Annotated in this window: 19 protein-coding genes; 15 read left to right on the forward strand and 4 right to left on the reverse strand. The window is 71.3% G+C overall.

Annotated features, from left to right (window positions below):
* Positions 1-55 precede the first annotated feature (55 nt).
* The 7 genes from AC5WRT_RS14335 (at position 56) to AC5WRT_RS14365 (ending at position 5,372) form a co-directional block, all read left to right on the forward strand.
* Positions 56-373: a PAAR domain-containing protein gene (locus AC5WRT_RS14335; RefSeq protein WP_496098117.1), complete on the forward strand. Its 318-nt coding sequence runs from the start codon at positions 56-58 to the stop codon at positions 371-373.
* Positions 373-795: a GPW/gp25 family protein gene (locus tag AC5WRT_RS14340; RefSeq protein ID WP_496098118.1), complete on the forward strand. Its 423-nt coding sequence runs from the start codon at positions 373-375 to the stop codon at positions 793-795. Before AC5WRT_RS14335 ends, AC5WRT_RS14340 begins: the two co-directional genes overlap by 1 nt.
* Positions 795-2,753, forward strand: a complete 1,959-nt coding sequence (locus AC5WRT_RS14345) for a putative baseplate assembly protein (RefSeq protein WP_496100276.1) — start codon at positions 795-797, stop codon at positions 2,751-2,753. The genes AC5WRT_RS14340 and AC5WRT_RS14345 overlap by 1 nt, the downstream gene beginning before the upstream one ends.
* Positions 2,750-3,313, forward strand: coding sequence for a phage tail protein (locus tag AC5WRT_RS14350; RefSeq protein WP_496098120.1), 564 nt, complete (start codon positions 2,750-2,752; stop codon positions 3,311-3,313). The genes AC5WRT_RS14345 and AC5WRT_RS14350 overlap by 4 nt, the downstream gene beginning before the upstream one ends.
* 631 nt (positions 3,314-3,944) lie before the next feature.
* Positions 3,945-4,709, forward strand: coding sequence for an NADase-type glycan-binding domain-containing protein (locus tag AC5WRT_RS14355; RefSeq protein ID WP_496100277.1), 765 nt, complete (start codon positions 3,945-3,947; stop codon positions 4,707-4,709).
* Between the two features lie 229 nt (positions 4,710-4,938).
* Positions 4,939-5,064 (forward strand): hypothetical protein, encoded by a 126-nt coding sequence (locus tag AC5WRT_RS14360; protein ID WP_496098122.1) that lies wholly within the window; start codon positions 4,939-4,941, stop codon positions 5,062-5,064.
* Positions 5,065-5,117: 53 nt separating this feature from the next.
* The gene (locus AC5WRT_RS14365; RefSeq protein ID WP_496098123.1) at positions 5,118-5,372 is read left to right on the forward strand and encodes a hypothetical protein; all 255 of its coding nucleotides are present in this window, start codon (positions 5,118-5,120) and stop codon (positions 5,370-5,372) included.
* Positions 5,373-5,955: 583 nt separating this feature from the next.
* Here the strand turns inward: AC5WRT_RS14365 and AC5WRT_RS14370 are convergent.
* From AC5WRT_RS14370 to AC5WRT_RS14380, 3 genes are read right to left on the reverse strand one after another with little or no spacing between them, the layout of a single operon-like run.
* On the reverse strand, positions 5,956-6,654 hold the full coding sequence (locus tag AC5WRT_RS14370) for a response regulator (RefSeq protein WP_496098124.1): 699 nt from the start codon (positions 6,652-6,654) through the stop codon (positions 5,956-5,958).
* Positions 6,651-7,820 (reverse strand): sensor histidine kinase, encoded by a 1,170-nt coding sequence (locus AC5WRT_RS14375; RefSeq protein ID WP_496098125.1) that lies wholly within the window; start codon positions 7,818-7,820, stop codon positions 6,651-6,653. Before AC5WRT_RS14375 ends, AC5WRT_RS14370 begins: the two co-directional genes overlap by 4 nt.
* Before the next feature lie 19 nt (positions 7,821-7,839).
* Entirely contained in the window at positions 7,840-8,367 is a 528-nt protein-coding gene (locus tag AC5WRT_RS14380; RefSeq protein ID WP_496098126.1) for a hypothetical protein, read from the reverse strand.
* A 354-nt stretch (positions 8,368-8,721) separates the two neighbouring features.
* On the opposite strand from AC5WRT_RS14380, the gene AC5WRT_RS14385 reads away from it, so the two are divergent.
* From AC5WRT_RS14385 to AC5WRT_RS14420, 8 genes are all read left to right on the forward strand, one after another.
* Positions 8,722-9,348, forward strand: coding sequence for a VC0807 family protein (locus AC5WRT_RS14385; protein ID WP_496098127.1), 627 nt, complete (start codon positions 8,722-8,724; stop codon positions 9,346-9,348).
* A gap of 86 nt (positions 9,349-9,434) precedes the next feature.
* Positions 9,435-9,602, forward strand: a complete 168-nt coding sequence (locus AC5WRT_RS14390) for a 4Fe-4S domain-containing protein (protein ID WP_496098128.1) — start codon at positions 9,435-9,437, stop codon at positions 9,600-9,602.
* Between the two features lie 24 nt (positions 9,603-9,626).
* On the forward strand, positions 9,627-10,112 hold the full coding sequence (locus AC5WRT_RS14395) for an FAD-dependent oxidoreductase (RefSeq protein WP_496098135.1): 486 nt from the start codon (positions 9,627-9,629) through the stop codon (positions 10,110-10,112).
* 490 nt (positions 10,113-10,602) lie between these two features.
* On the forward strand, positions 10,603-12,093 hold the full coding sequence (locus AC5WRT_RS14400; protein ID WP_496098129.1) for a sensor histidine kinase: 1,491 nt from the start codon (positions 10,603-10,605) through the stop codon (positions 12,091-12,093).
* A gap of 73 nt (positions 12,094-12,166) precedes the next feature.
* Positions 12,167-12,559, forward strand: a complete 393-nt coding sequence (locus AC5WRT_RS14405; protein ID WP_276108296.1) for a roadblock/LC7 domain-containing protein — start codon at positions 12,167-12,169, stop codon at positions 12,557-12,559.
* 3 nt (positions 12,560-12,562) lie between these two features.
* Positions 12,563-12,949: a DUF742 domain-containing protein gene (locus AC5WRT_RS14410; protein WP_496098130.1), complete on the forward strand. Its 387-nt coding sequence runs from the start codon at positions 12,563-12,565 to the stop codon at positions 12,947-12,949.
* Positions 12,927-13,547, forward strand: a complete 621-nt coding sequence (locus tag AC5WRT_RS14415; RefSeq protein WP_496098131.1) for a GTP-binding protein — start codon at positions 12,927-12,929, stop codon at positions 13,545-13,547. Before AC5WRT_RS14410 ends, AC5WRT_RS14415 begins: the two co-directional genes overlap by 23 nt.
* Positions 13,513-14,124, forward strand: a complete 612-nt coding sequence (locus tag AC5WRT_RS14420; protein ID WP_496098132.1) for a GAF domain-containing protein — start codon at positions 13,513-13,515, stop codon at positions 14,122-14,124. Before AC5WRT_RS14415 ends, AC5WRT_RS14420 begins: the two co-directional genes overlap by 35 nt.
* A 376-nt stretch (positions 14,125-14,500) precedes the next feature.
* Here the strand turns inward: AC5WRT_RS14420 and AC5WRT_RS14425 are convergent, their stop codons facing one another.
* The gene (locus tag AC5WRT_RS14425; protein ID WP_496098136.1) at positions 14,501-15,079 is read right to left on the reverse strand and encodes a nucleoside monophosphate kinase; all 579 of its coding nucleotides are present in this window, start codon (positions 15,077-15,079) and stop codon (positions 14,501-14,503) included.
* Positions 15,080-15,123: the final 44 nt, after the last annotated feature.

The following is a 15,123-nucleotide window of genomic DNA, read 5'->3' on the forward strand; positions in this document are numbered from 1 at the left end:
TTCCTGTCGTCACAGGCCCCTTGGGGGCCACGAACCGCTTCGAGGAGCCCGTTGCATGCCCGGCGCAGCCCGTACCGGCGACCCCACCAGTCATGGGGGTGTGATCGCCACCCCGCCGCCCGGCGCCGCCATGGCGGTGGCGCGCGTGCTGATCGGCGGCCGTCCCGCCGCCGTCGTGGGAAGCCTGCACACCTGTGTGGTGCCGCCGCACGCCGCCCTGGGCCCGGGGAACGTGGTCATGCCCAACCCGGCCGGCCTGACCCCGGGCGAGGTGCTCATCGGCGGGCTGCCGGCCGCACGGGCGGGCGACCAGACCACGTGCGGCGCCACGATCCAGCTCGGCGCCCTGAACGTCCGGATCGGAGGCCTGTGATGAGCGAGCGGTTCATCGGGCGAGGCTGGGCGTTCCCGCTGCGGGTCGGGCCGACCGGCGGGATCGCCATGGTGGAGCGGGAACGGGAGATCGAGGAGGCGATCCGGCTGGTGCTCGGCACCGCGCCAGGAGAACGCCCGATGCGCCCGGAGTTCGGCTGCGGCATCCACGACTTCGTCTTCGCACCCGGCGACGGCGCCACCGCGGGGCGGATCGCCCAGCAGGTGCGCGAGGCGCTGGAGCGGTGGGAGCCGCGGATCAGCGTGAACGACGTGGTGGTGGCCTTCGACGCGGTGGACGACGGAACCCTGTACATCGACGTGCGCTACACGGTGCGGTCCACCAACGACCGGCGCAACCTGGTGTTTCCCTTTTACACGATCCCCTCCGAGGAGGGGGCCGAGGAAGCGGTCGCGGACTGATGGCCCTGCCCTCCCCCAACCTGGACGACCGACGGTTCCAGCAACTCGTCGACGAGGCGAAACGGTACGTGCAACAGCGCGCGCCGGAGTGGACCGACCACAACGTCTCCGATCCCGGTGTCACCCTGATCGAGACCTTCGCGTATGTCGTGGACCAGTTGCTGTACCGGCTGAACCGGGTGCCCGACAAGAACTACACCGCCTTCCTGGACCTGCTGGGCATCCGCCTGTTCCCGCCGGCGGCGGCCGGTGCCGAGGTCGACTTCTGGCTGTCCGCGCCGCAGCCCGACACGGTGACGCTGCCCCCCGGCACCGAGGTGACCACGGGCGACGGCGAGGCGGAGGAGCCCGTGGTGTTCGCGACCACGGACGAACTGCGCATCCTGCCGAGCGAGTTGAACCGGCTGGTGACCGCGCCCCGGACCGGCGAGCAGACCGAGCGGACCCGTGAGCTGAGCGAAGGCCGCGACGTACGGTGCTTCCGGACGGCGCCCGAACCCGGCGACGCCGTGCTGTTCGGGCTGCCCACGGCCGTACCCCGGTGCATCGTCGCCGTACGCCTGGACAGCCGGGTGGAGGGCGTCGGCGTGGACCCGCGCCAGCCGCCTCTGGTGTGGGAGGCCTGGGACGGCGGTCGTTGGCTGGCGTGCGAGACCGGCTCGGACACGACGGGCGGCCTCAACCGGCCCGGCGAGGTGATCGTGCACGTCCCCGCCGGGCACACGGCGTCCGTGATCGGTGGGACGCGTGCGGGCTGGCTGCGCTGCCGGGTCACCGAGCCGGAGCCGGGCCAGCCGTTCTACTCGGAGTCCCCGACGGTGCGTGAGGCGTCCGTGTTCACGGTCGGCGGCACCATCGCGGTGGAGCACGCCGAGACAGTGACGGACGTCCCGCTCGGCACCTCGGAGGGGGTGCCCGGCCAGGTGTTCCGGCTCGGCCGGCCGCCGGTGCTGCTGGACGGCGAGCCGCCGGTGGTGGAGGTCTCCTCGGCCGAGGGCTGGCAGCGCTGGAGCGCCGTTGAGCACTTCGGCCGCTCCGGCCCAGACGACCGGCACGTACGGGTGGACGCGACCACCGGCGAGTTCACCTTCCCGCCGGCCCTGCGCGAGCCGGACGGCACGCTTCGGCTGTGCGGCGCGGTGCCCGAGAAGGGCGCCCACATCCGGGTGTCCCGCTATCGCACCGGCGGCGGCCCGGCCGGCAACGTGACGCGGGGCGCGATCTCGGTGCTGCGCAGTTCCGTGCCGTACGTCGCCCGGGTCACCAACCGGGAGGCGGCACGCGGCGGGGTGGAGGGCGAGACCGTCGCCAACGCCAAGCTGCGGGCGCCGGACGCGCTGCGGATGCAGGAGCGCGCGGTGACCGCCGAGGACTACGAGATCATCAGCCGACAGGCGGCTCCCTCGGTGCGCCGGGTGCGCTGTCTGCCGGCGGCCGAAGGGGCCGGCGCGGTACGGGTGCTGGTGGTGCCGGACGCCGTCGCTGACGACGGGGACCGGCTCCGCTTCGAGCAGCTGATCCCCTCCGACCAGGTACTCGCCGCGATCACCGAGAGCCTGGACGAGCGACGGTTGATCGGCACCCGGCTGGTGGTGGAGCCGCCGGTGTACCAGGGCGTCACGGTCGTCGCCCGGCTCGCGGCGGCGCCCGAGGACACCGACCGGGTGCGCGGCGCAGCCCTGGCCGCACTGTTCCGTTACCTCAACCCGCTGCGCGGCGGTCCGGACGGCACCGGCTGGCCGTTCGGGCGGCCGGTGCAGTACGGCGAGATCTTCGGCCTGCTGCAACGCGCCACCGGCAACGCGCTGGTGGAGGAGATACGGCTGTTCGCCGCCGACCCGATCACCGGGCGGCGCGGAACGCCGGTGGACCGCATCGACGTGACCGCGGGCGCGCTGGTGTTCTCCTACCAGCACCAGGTCGTCGTACAGCCGCTGGAACCCGGAGGCCGGGCATGAGCCGTGCGGCCGTACCCGGACTGCCGAGCCGGCATCCGATCGGCGGGCTGCTGCCCGCGCTCTACGCCGACGACGACTTCGCCCAGCGCTTCACCGGGGGCCTGGACACCGTCCTCGCCCCGGTGTTCTCGACCCTCGACAATCTGCCCGCGTATCTCGACCCGCGCGTGGCGCCGCTGGATTTCGTCGCCTGGCTGGCGTCGTGGGTGGGCGCCGACGACGATGCCGGGTGGCCTGCGGAACTGCGCCGGGAGGCGGTGACACGCGCCGTGGAGTTGCACCGCTGGCGCGGCACCCGGCGTGGCCTGGTCGAGCGGCTGCGGCTCACCCTCGGGGTGAACGCAGATGTCGTCGGTGACGGCCAGGCGGTGTGGTCCCGTGCCGCGGGCACCGAGCTGCCGCCGGAGCCGTCCGGCGAGATCGTGGTCCGGGTGTGGCCGGGCCGCGATCCACACGTGGACGCGGGCCGGGTCCGGGAGGTCGCCCGGTCCCTGTGCCCGGTGCATGTCTCGTGCCGGGTGGAGATCCTGCCCGGGCCGCCCGCGGACGAGGGGAGCTGACGTGATGCGCGCCTGTCCCGCGTGCGGGGCGTCCAACGACGCCGCTGAGGACTTCTGCAGCAACTGCGGTTCATATCTGGACTGGTCCGAAGAGGGCGCGCGAGATACGTCCGCCTCGTCGCCCACTCCTGAACCAACACCGACCCGCACGCCTCCGCCACCGTCCACGCCTCCGGCGGAGGGCGACGGACCGCGAGCGCAGCCACAACCCGATCCGACACCGACACCGGCGCCTGCGCCTGCGCCGACACCCGGCGGTGCCGCACGCGCCGGAACGACCGATGAGCGTCGCACGGGCCGAGCCGTCGATAGGTCGCGCCGGAATTCCGCGGGCAGCGGCGCCGCCCCGGAGAGCGCCGGCCCGATCGGCACAGGCAGCGGCACCGGCAGCGAGAGCCCCGGCAACCACGGCGGTGCGGACCGCTCCTGCGCACCCACGGCGTCCTCGGACCGCCCCGACGGCGAGCCCTTGCCCTCGGTACGTCCGTCCGACTCGGCACAGCCCTTCGCCCCGCCCCCGTCCCCCACGCAACCGCCCGCACCGTCACCGGCTCCCACGCGGCCGCCGGTCACGCCACGGGCTCCCACACAACCGAGTGCCGCCCAGCCGGCCCCCGCACAGCCCGCGCCCGTGCAGCCGGCGAAGCCGATCGCGCCGCGGCCGGTCGTACGGTCCGTGGCCGCGCCGGAGGAAGCGGCCGGGGAACCGTGCCCGGTGTGCGGCACGCCCAATCCGCCGGAGCGCCGGTTCTGCCGCCGCTGTGCCAGCCCGCTGACCCCGGCGGCGGCCCATGAGCAGCTGCCCTGGTGGCGGACGATCTGGCCGTTCCGGCGCCGGGTCCGGGCGGGGTCCGGGCGCTGGATCCGGGTACTGGTGACACTGGCGGTGATCCTCGCGCTGTGCGTGGGCGGGTTCTTCCTGCTGCCCGCCGGGCGCGCCCTGATCGAGGACACCCGGGACAAGCTCAGCGGCGCCAAGGCGATCACCCCGGTGGCCGTTCACGCCGACGCCGAGGTGCCCGGGCATCCGGCGAAGGACACCACGGACGGGCTCAGCAACCGCTACTGGGGGGCGCCGGGGGCCGGAGCCTCAATCACGTTCGCCTTCGGCAAGCCGTTCCGGCTGGTCGACCTCATCATCACCAATGGCGCGTCGAAGGAGCCCGAGGTGTACGCCCGTGAGGCGCGGGCGCTGCGCATGGACATGGAGGTCACCTCGGCGGACGGCTCGGTGCACCACGAGGACGTCGGCCTCAGCGACAAGGCGGGAGACCAGACCGTCGCTACTGGGATCGACAACGTGGTGAAGGTGCGGCTGGTGCTCAGGGCGGTCACGGGGCTCTCCAGGGGGCGGCATGTCGCGCTCGCCGAGGTGGAGTTCTTCCAGCGGAGCTGACCAGCGGGCGCCCATGACGGCACCGTGGTGTGGCCACAGGCCCGGTGCTGCCCGGCGTCACCATGACACTGCTCAGCAGCACAGCGAACATCGGCTCACGGCCCTGGTGCCGCAACAGGCAACGTTCGCCCCGTCGCGACGCCCGGCACGCACTCTCGCCGCACCGGATGCCGCTCCTTGACGGGCAAACGTTGCCTGCCGCGGCACTAGCCTTGACCAGGTCAAGGACATGGCAGCCGCGTTCGCGGCGAGCACCGGCATCGGTGTCCGAGCCGTGATCGCCATCGACGACTCGGAGCTGCCCGCCGGGCACCCCGTGTCGAACCAGCCGGGCGCAACGTACCTGTCGCCATGAGGCAGCCGTCTTGTGTCCCACCTCGAGGCTCCGCCGGGACGGAAGGTTCAGACATGACCGCCCTGGCCCGGATCGCTCCCCGCCACGTCACCACCGTCCGCGTCGCGCTCTTCGACCACCCCACCAACGAGCGGACGCGCACCTTCAGCGAGATCTGCGAGAAAGAGGCGGTCGAGCACGCATTGTGGCGCAGCGCGTGTTCTGCCCCGTCGTTCCCCACGACGAACTGGCGGTCGCGCACCTTCGACGGCTGGCGGGAGGTGACTCTCAGCGCAGACTCCCCACAGAGCACTCCGCAAGCTGACTGATGCGGAGGGGGCCATCGCCCCTTCCTTCCCCGTGCCCGCCTGACTGCAGGGCCGCGGTGGCCGCCCGGACGGCTACTGCCACCGCGAGATGTCCGACGCGATCTCAGGCCCACAGCGTCCAGGTTGAATTGGATCTACTGGCTGCGCTACGAGCGGCGGGAGTTCGGCTGGGACATCCAGAAGATCGGCCCGGCCGACAACGTGGTCCGGATCCAGAGCTTGGGCTACCCAAACGCGTGCCTGGGCGTCGGGGACGAACACGCCAACGGGACAACAGATGCCGTGCTCCGCCCGTGTGACGACTCTCGCGGTGTCGACGGGGTCGGCGCGAGTCCTCCCCTGGCCCCGGACCGGCGGCCAGGTCCGCGCCCGCCTCGCGCAGTGCTGGGCGAGACTCTTCACCAGCGGCCTTTCCTTCACGTGGCGTTGCTCGATACCTCGAAGCGTGAAGAACAGCCGCCTGCTGTCCCAGGAACGAACCAAGATCAGCGGATCAGGTGAACCGTCCAGGTTGAAAATCGAGCTGAGACTGTGCCACGAAATCCAGCCTCTACAAGTGCCGTGACGAGATTTCGGCCTGCCTCTATTTCTCCTGGTAATGGTGGCGCAGGGCATAGCGGACGGCGTCGGCGCGGGAGTGCAGGTCCGCCTTGGCGAACAGGTTGTTGATGTGCGTCTTCACCGTGGCCTCGCTGATCACCAGTCGCGCCGCGATCTCCGGGTTGCGCAGGCCCTCGCCGATCAGCCCGAGTATCTCGCGTTCCCGCGCGGTCAGGTCGGCGGTCCGGTCGTCGCGCGGGGACGGGGCGGTGGCCGGTTGCGGAGTGGCCGGTGTGGGCGCGGCTCGGGAGGCGAGGGTCAGCAGGCGGCGCTGTACCTCGGGGGCGAGCACGCTCTGGCCCTGGGCCACGGTGCGCACGGCGTTCAGGATCGTGTTGCGATCGGCCTCCTTGGTCAGGTAGCCGTTCGCACCGGCCTGCAGCGCGGCCAGGACGGACTCGTCGTCGTCGAAGGTGGTCAGCACGAGGATGTTGCAGTCCGGTCGGTCCCGGAGGATCCGCTGCGTCGCCTCCACGCCGTCCATGACCGGCATGTTGAGGTCCATCAGCAGCACGTCCGGATGGTGCCCCTCGGCGGCCGCGACCGCTTCCGCGCCGTTGGCCGCGGTGGCCACCACGGTCAGGTCCTCGGCGAGGTCGAGCATGACCGCGAGGGCCTCGCGGATGGTCGCCTGGTCGTCGACGACCACCAGGGTGATGGCGGCGGTGCGGTTGCCGGTCATCGGGGCAGCTCCAGTTCCACGGTCCAGCCGCCCTCCCGGGTCGGCTCCGCCTGCAGGGTCCCGCCCAGCAGGGCGGCGCGTTCGCGCATGCCGACCAGGCCCACCCCGGTGCCGCCGGCCAACTCGCCTGGGCGGGGCCCGGTTGCGGGCCCGTTGCGCACGGTCAGCGTGACGCGGTCGGCGGTGAGGGCCAGGCGCATGCTGCGCTCCGCGCCCGGAGCGTACTTGGCCGCATTGGTGAGCGCCTCCTGCGCGGCCCGGACGACCGTGTGCGTCGCCTCGGCACCGATGGCATCGCTTTCACCACCCGCTCCCGTGATCGCGAAGTCGACCCCGTGCTGTTCGGCGAGTTGGCGCAGTGTGTCCGGCAGCGGCAGGGTGTCCGCGCGCAGGGCGTGCACCGCGCGGCGGGTCTCGCCGATACTGTCCACGGCGAGCGCGCGAGCCCGGCGCACGGCCGCTGTTGCCTCCTCCTCTCGGCCGCCCTCGTGCAGCGCGTCGGCCAGGTCCAGTTGCATCGCGATCCCGGACAGTGAGTGGCCGAGCACATCGTGGATCTCGCGGGCGATGCGTCCGCGTTCGATCAGCGCGGCCTCGCGTGCCTCGGACTCCCGGGCGCGCTGGGCCTCCTCAGCCGCGTGCTCGGCGCTGCGCAGCGCGTCGAGCCGGTACCGCGTGGACATTCCGATGTAGACGGGCAGGCCGGCGGACAACAAGGCCCACCACGGCCACTGCGGTGCGTCGGGCACCCGGAGTTGGACGAGCCAGGTCGCGCCGGTCGCGACGAGCGAACCGGTCACGGCGACGCCGATGGCGGCCCGGGGGGAGTCGAGCTTCCGGCCCGCAGTGGACGCGGCGATGTACGGGAGGAGCGAGGCCGCGTCGGTCGCGTGCACGAGCGGCAGCAGCATCGAACCGGACAGCATCGAGGCGGTTGTCGTGGCGAGCCGCTGACGGTTGCTCAGTCGGGTCCACGGGAACAGCGATGCGACCGCACCGATCGAGGCGAGGACGAACAGCGGCAGCGCGAGAGTGGGCAGCAGGATGCGGCGGGACGGCCACTGGGCGATGGTCAGGGTGATCGCGAGGACAGTAAGGAACGGCCGGACCACTTCGTCCCAGAAGGGCCCGGTCGGAGCCGTCGGCCGCTTTTCGGTGCTGGTCATCGTGGCGGGGTCCAGATCGTCAGTGGTGGTCGCGAGGCGCCTCGGATCGAGTGTTCCATCCGGACACCTGGTTCTGGCCCCACATCACTTGATGGCCGCGGCGCATCGATCGGTAGAGGGCCGCCAGGCCCTCGGCCAGGATGCCCAGCCCGAGGGTGAGCAGCAGGCCGTCGCCGGTCGCGCGCGCGTCCTTCGGGTCGAACGAGTGGAGTGCGAACTCCCCGCCGAACCCGACCGCCAGGTTCAGTGCCCACAGCGCTACCGTGATGCCCGTGTACTGGACGAAGGCGTAGCCGTCGTGCCGGGAGATGCGCACGCCGGCGCCGCGCAGTGCTCCGAAGGCGACGCTGATCGCCGCGGCGGCGGGCAGGTACGGCACGGACGACGGCGTGCGGACCACCCCGGACACTTCCGACAAGCCGATCAGGCCCAGCACGGCCGGCAGCAACGGCATCCGCCTGCCCTGTGCCGGCTCCCCGGCCATGCGGCGGACCAGCAGGCAGCCCACCGCCGCCACGACCGACACGATCTCCACCGGACCGCTCACCACAATCGCCTCCGCTGATCCGCACGTTCGAGGTGCTTCTGGCGGAGAAGCTAGAACCTCCCGGCACGGACGTCCTGCGGCGAGTGGTGTAGATCCGGGTGGAGAAACGACTCCACCCGGATCTACGGCGGACGCCGCATGTCCGGCACCGCGGACTGACATAGCGTCGGCATCGTTCGAGACGGGAAATTCCGCCGACTGTCGCTGCCTTCATTTCCCGGCCCGGAAAAGAACGTCAACCCTCCTCCTGCCCCTTCACGACTGGGAGTTCCCATGTCCTCGAACCCGTCCGGTCCGGCTGCCCGCACCGAACCCGGCACCAGCGCACGGCGGTCCGGCTCCGTGGTGCGTGCGATGGTCGCCACGCTCTTCTACGATGTCGGCCTTTCGGTCATCGCCTACTTCGCCGCCGAACTGCTCGGTGCGAACACCTACGTTGCGCTGCTGGCAGGCACCGCCGTCGCCGGCTTACGCGTGCTCTGGGTGGCGATCCGCCAGCGCCGCATCGACCCGTTCGCGCTGTTCCTGGTCTTCCTGTTCGGCGCGAGTCTACTGCTGGGTTTCACCACTGGTGATGCCCGGTTCGTCCTCGCCAAGGACTCGGCGCAGTCCGCCACAGCCGGCCTGGTGCTCGTCGGCAGCTGCCTTGTCGGGCGTCCTCTCGCCTATTACGCCGCCCTGCGATTCGCCGACGAGGCCGGCTCGGAGCAGGCGGCACAGTTCCAGGCCATCGCGCGTACGAGTGCCATGCGGGTCCGCTGGCGCCGCGTCACCCTGGTCTGGGGCACCACGCTGCTGATCGACGCCTCGCTGCGCATCGCAGCCGTCTACCTGCTGCCGATCCGAGTCGCATCCAACGTCTCGCAGCTGCTCATGGTCACCTTCATGGGCGGGCTGACGCTGTGGACCGTCTGGTCGATGAAGAAAGAACAGGCCGAGCTCCGGGAAGCCGGACCGCAGCGCGCCGCGGCCGACTCCTGATGGATGCGACGGTCCTCGCTACCGGGAAGGGCGCTTGTCATGCGGGTCGTTGTCGACCTGACCGCCGTCGGAGCTACGGGCAGTGCGTGTACGCGGCGCCGAAGGTGTCCCGGTTCCGGGGCACGGAGTCGCTGGAGTACGACCCCGTGCCGGACGCGGAGTCCGACCGGGCCGCGGAGCGGGCCGCTGTGGCCTGCCCGATGCAGGCGATCACCCTGGGTCGGGCGGCCGGTGTCGGGGAGGTGTGGGAATGACCGGCCCGAACCGAGGGAGCCATCATCGGCGCGTCGCTGGCGGGCCTGCGCACCGCGGAGTCGCTGCGGGCGAACGGGTTCACCGGCGAGCTCGTGCTGATCGGTGACGAGCCGCACGAACCCTGCGACCGTCCGCCGCCGTCCAAGGCGGTGCTGTCCGGATGGATCGGCACCGACCGGGTGCAGCTGCCGCGGAGCCGGGACCTGAACGCCCGCTGGCTGCTCGGCGTGGCCGCGACCGGGCTCGACCTGCCCGACCGCTCCGTGCACCTCACCGACAGCCACTCCGTCCGCTTCGATGCGCTCGTCTCAGCGGGCGCGCAGGCAACGCGCCCGCCTCTACCAGCGGCAGGAACGACCCAACCGGCGAAGCAGCCGGCGGACCTACGTCCTGCGAGGGCGGGTGAAGTGCACTCTGTGCGGACGCAAGATGCAACCCTCTGCGATCCGCGACCGCGTCCACTACCGCTGCGAGTACAAGGAACAGGAAGCAGCCCTCTGATCACGTAGATGCCCACGGCGGCCGTCGGCAGCACCATCGCCTGGAGCGCCCTGCGGACACGCCGTCTGCGCACGAGGCGTTGCTTCCGGGCATCTTGGGCCGGCGGCAGCCGGGTGTGCCCAACCGTCGCAGGCGGAACCGGCGGCGCCGAGGTGACCGCCGTGGCACGGCCTGCCAGTACCTTCCCGATGCGTCGCGCAAGCCGATCCGCACCCGCCTCACGGTGACGGCCGCAGGCATGATCCTGTCCCCCGTGCTCATGGCCGTGTACTCGCACGGCTGGGACGGGCGCGCCGAAAGCGAAAGTCGAAGGACAACGGTTCGATCTCTGTGTGCGCCAGGGGCTGACACCGGAGTCCTGGTACGCGGTAACGTGCGCGCCCGGTCCGATCATCGTACTGTCCGGGGACTGTTATGCCTGAGCCTTCCACGCCGCCGGACGACCGGCAGGTGTCACCCATGACCGCCCGTGTGACGGCCGAGTCACGAGGTAGATCCTTGAGGCGGCGTCAGGTGCTGGGAGCCGTGCTGCCGCCGGGCGTGGTCGCCGTGACCGGTGTGGTGGCCACCGCGCTGATCAGCGATGGCCACTTGGACCGGGCGGACCAGGGCGCGGTGTTCGCCGGCCTGGTCCTCATCGGCGCCGTGGCGTCCGGGATCGCGGGCGTACGGGCTCTGGCGGAGGCACGAGCAGTCACCAAGCACTGGGCGGACTTGTCCCGCGCGGCCGACCGGAACCGTGCCGAGCTGGCCGAGCTGACCCGCACCACAGCGGAGGGAAGGGCCGAACTGGAGTCGCTGTGCCGCCGGTTGCGGGCTGGGGAGCGGGCTGTGCGGCGCCGGCCGGAACTGCCGCCGCAGACCGGCCCGGACGAACTCTCCCGCCTTGGATTCGAGATCGCTGCGGCTCGGCACGAGGCGGAGGCAGCCCTGCTGGAGACTGCCGCCGGTGCGGTCGGTGCGGAACACAGCTCCCGACTGGAGCAGCTCGAGGTGTTCGCCAACCTGGCGCACCGCCTGGAGTCCCTGGTGCACCGCGAGATCGGCCTGCTGGACCACCTGGAGAACGAGGTCGAGGACCCCGACCTGCTCAAGGGGCTGTTCCGGGTGGATCACCTGTCCACCCGGATCCGCCGCTACGCCGAGAACCTGGCCGTGCTCGGCGGCGCGAACACCCACCGCCAGTGGACCCGCCCAGTCGGCCTGACCGACGTGCTGCGTTCCGCCGTCGCAGAGATCGACCAGTACGCTCGGGTCAAGCTGGTGCCGCCCATCGATGGAACAGTCAGCGGCCACGCCGTGGTCGACGTCGTCCATCTGCTGGCCGAGCTGCTGGAGAACGCCACGGTCTTCTCACCGCCCCAGACCACCGTGCACGTGCGGGTGGAGCCCGTCGCCGCGGGGGTGGCGATCGAGGTCGAGGACCGGGGCCTGGGCATGTCCCCGGCCGAGCGCAACCGGATGAACGCCGTTTTGAGTGCACCCGACAAGGTCGCCCTCGGCGAGCTGCTGCAGGACGGCCGGATCGGCTTGTACGTGGTCTCCGCCCTGGCTCAGCGGCATGACATCGCCGTGCAGTTGTTGAGCAACGTCTACGGCGGCACGCAGGCCGTCATGGTGCTGCCCAAGGCTCTGCTCGGCCCACAGCCCGCAGCTCCCGCGTCCGTCCACCACACCGTCCCGGCCTCTGACGCCGGGCCGCAGGACCCGGTGGAACCCGAGACGGCGGACCCCCGTGCCACAGTGGTGGGCGTCGTTGCGGATCCGCTCGTGTCCGAGTCCGGAACCCAGCCCGCCCCGGTGCCCTCCGACGGCGAGGACGACCGTCCGCGGCTGCCTCGGCGGCACCGCCAGGACCACGCCGCCGAACTGCCGCACCCGGTCCCCGGCGCCGGTGCCGGTGCCGCCGAGGACATCGCACACGACCCGGGCCTGATGGCCGCGTTCCAGACCGGACTGCGCAGAGCCGAGGAAGCGGAGACGCACTGACAGCCGAACCGTTCTGAAGGCCCCCGGCCCCGTCCAACAAGCCGTTTCTTCCGTCGAAGAGGAGTACACGATCGTGGCGAGCGAAGACCTTTCCTGGCTGTTGACGGGTCTGGTGAACCGGGTGCCACACACCCGAAGTGCCTTGTTGCTGTCCTCGGACGGGCTGGTGAAGGCAGCGGAAGGACTCGACGAGGACGCCGCGGACCAGTTGGCCGCGCTTGCGAGTGGGCTGTACTCGTTGGCGCGCAGCGCGGGCCGACACTTCGACGACGGCGGTGACGTGCGACAGATCGTGACGGAACTCAGCACCTCGCTGCTGTTCGTCTCGGCCGCCGGGCACGGCGCGGTGCTGGCGGTGCTGGCCGGACGCGAGGCGGACGCAGCGGTGCTGGGCTACGAGATGGGGATGATGGTGAAGAGCGTGCGCCCGCACCTGGCCACACCGCCCCGGCACCCGGTGGGGTAACCGATGACGCCGGTCCTCCCAGACGGACCGCTGATCGACGAATCGGTCGGGCGGCTGGTCCGTCCCTACACCGTGAGCGACGGCCGGACCAGGGCCACGTCCCACTTCACGCTCGTGACCGTGGTGCAGGCCACTGGCGCCCAGACGCAGGGCGCCTTCGGACTGGACCATGCACAGGTGCTGGCGCTGTGCGAGCGGCCCGTGAGCGTCGCCGAGGTCGCGGCCCGGATGCAGGTGCCCGCCGCCGTGGTCAAGGTGCTGCTGTCCGATCTGGCCGAGGGAGGCGCGGTGGTCGCAGGTGATGCGCCCCCGCCTTCCCCGGGCCACTCCGCACCACCTGATCGAGACCTCCTGGAAGCGGTACGCGATGGCCTCCTCAAACGACTGTGATCCGCTGCCCGCCGGAGTCCTGCCGGTGGGAATCAAGGTGCTCATCGCCGGCGGGTTCGGCGTGGGAAAGACGACCTTCGTCAACGCGCTCAGCGAGATCGAGCCGCTGAGCACCGAGGAGATACTGACCGCCGTCAGCGCGGCCACCGACCGGCTGGACGGAGTGGAGAACAAGGCCACCACCACGGTGGCCCTGGACTTCGGCCGGATCACGCTCAGTCCGTCCCATGTCCTGTACCTGTTCGGCACGCCAGGGCAGGAACGCTTCTGGTTCATGTGGGACGAGTTCTCCGAGGGAGCGCTGGGGGCGGTGGTCCTCGCCGACACCCGCAGGCTGGAGCACTCCTTCGCAGCGGTGGACTTCTTCGAGCGGCGGGGCATCCCCTTCGTCGTGGCCGTCAACGAGTTCGACGGCGCCCACCGCTACCGCGCGGAGGAGGTGCGGACCGCTCTCGACCTCAGGCAGGAGGTGCCGGTCGTGCTGTGCGACGCCCGCGTCCAGAGCGCGGGCATCCGCGTGCTGCTCGAACTGATTCAGCATCTGCTCACGACAAGGAGTTCCCATGGCAGCGACACCGACCAACTCCTCCGGGCCTGAGTCCGGGATCGCCCTGCGCCACCTGCTCCTTCCCCCGGAGGACCCACAGGCGCGTACCCGAACCGAGCGGCTGCGCGAGCTGGGTATCGAAGCCCGTCCGGATACGCAACTCGACGCCTTCGCACGGAATCTGGCACACCGTACCGGTGGCTGCTACGCCGGGGTCAACTTCTTCCTCGACGCCGACCGCCAGTACTTCGCAGGGCTGTACAGCGTCGCACAGGACACCACGGTCCATGTGGGACCGCCGTTGTTGGAGGACCCGGTGCCCGGCCGCGTCATGCCCCGCGACATCGACATGGGCATCTGCCCGCACGTGGTCAAGCGCCGCCGGGCGCTGGTACTGGAGGACATCCGGGACTTCCCGCGGTTCGCCGGTAACCCCGTGGTCGACGCGATCGGCATCCACTCCTACCTGGGCGCACCGCTGATAGACAGCACCGGCGTGGTGCTCGGCACGATCTGCGTAGTCGACCAGGACCCGCACCCCTGGGGACGTTCGGGGCTGGAAACGATCAAGGCCATGGCTGCGGAACTGGTGGAACAGCTGGAGGAGTCGGCGCGCCGTCGGAACTGACCGGCGCTGCCGAACCCGCACGCGGCCGCCCCGGAAAGTGCCCGGCGCGGCCGTCCGGCACCCGCCCATGGCGAAAATCTTGGCCCTCGCGGCTGTCTGCGGTTCCTGGGTGCTGCCATGGCAGGTGCGGGACTTCTCCTGCTCGTCGCGGCGTATGCGCTGTGGCACCTGGGCTGAAGGCAGGCGCTGCGCGACCGCACTGCCGATGAAGCGAGGCTGCGCCGCCTGAGGCTCTCCGCTGCACTCACTTCGCTGTCGACCGACATCGCCATCACCCGGTACGCAACAAGCGGCTGGGCCCCCGTCAGGGAGGGCAGACCTCGTCGCCCGCGACAGCAAGGGCGGCCTGTGGCTGTACCGGGGCACCGGCAACGCCTCAGCGCCCTTCCTGGCCCGCACCTCCATCGGTTACGGCTGGAACATCTACAACTGGCTCATCTGACCGAGGACGGAGGCGCGGCCCCGCATGAGGGACCGTGTACGCCGTCCAGAGCAACGAGGTCGCGGGCAGCGAGGATGCCAAGCCGGCGGCCTGCGCTGCTCGGCGCGGACGCGGCCGGGGCCCCCGGCGCACCCGAATCCTGCAGGGGCACGACGGCACCAGCGTCCGACCCGATGGAACAGAGGTACAGCGCGACCGCGTCCGCCTTGAACTGCGGCGGAGAGTCTCCTCCAGGAGTTCGGCCTGCCGTATGGTCCCGGGAAAGCCGTCCAGCAGGAAGCCGTCCGCCGCGTCGGGTTCGCGCAGGCGCCGCGTGACGACCGTCGCGGTGAGTTCGTCCGGCACCAGCTCACCGGCTTCCGTGTGCCGCTGGACCAGCTCACCGAGCGCGGTCCCCCGGCTGGTCTCCGCGCCGAACAGGTCCCCGCTGGAGATCGCCGGGACGGACAGAAGGCCGGCCAGGACACGGGCCTGGGTTCCCTTGCCCGCACCCGGTGGGCCGATCAGGACGATGCGCGTCTCTGTTCCTTTTCCATGGTCAGTCTTCGGCCGACGCG

It is taken from the genome of Streptomyces sp. NTD91 (assembly GCF_059510455.1).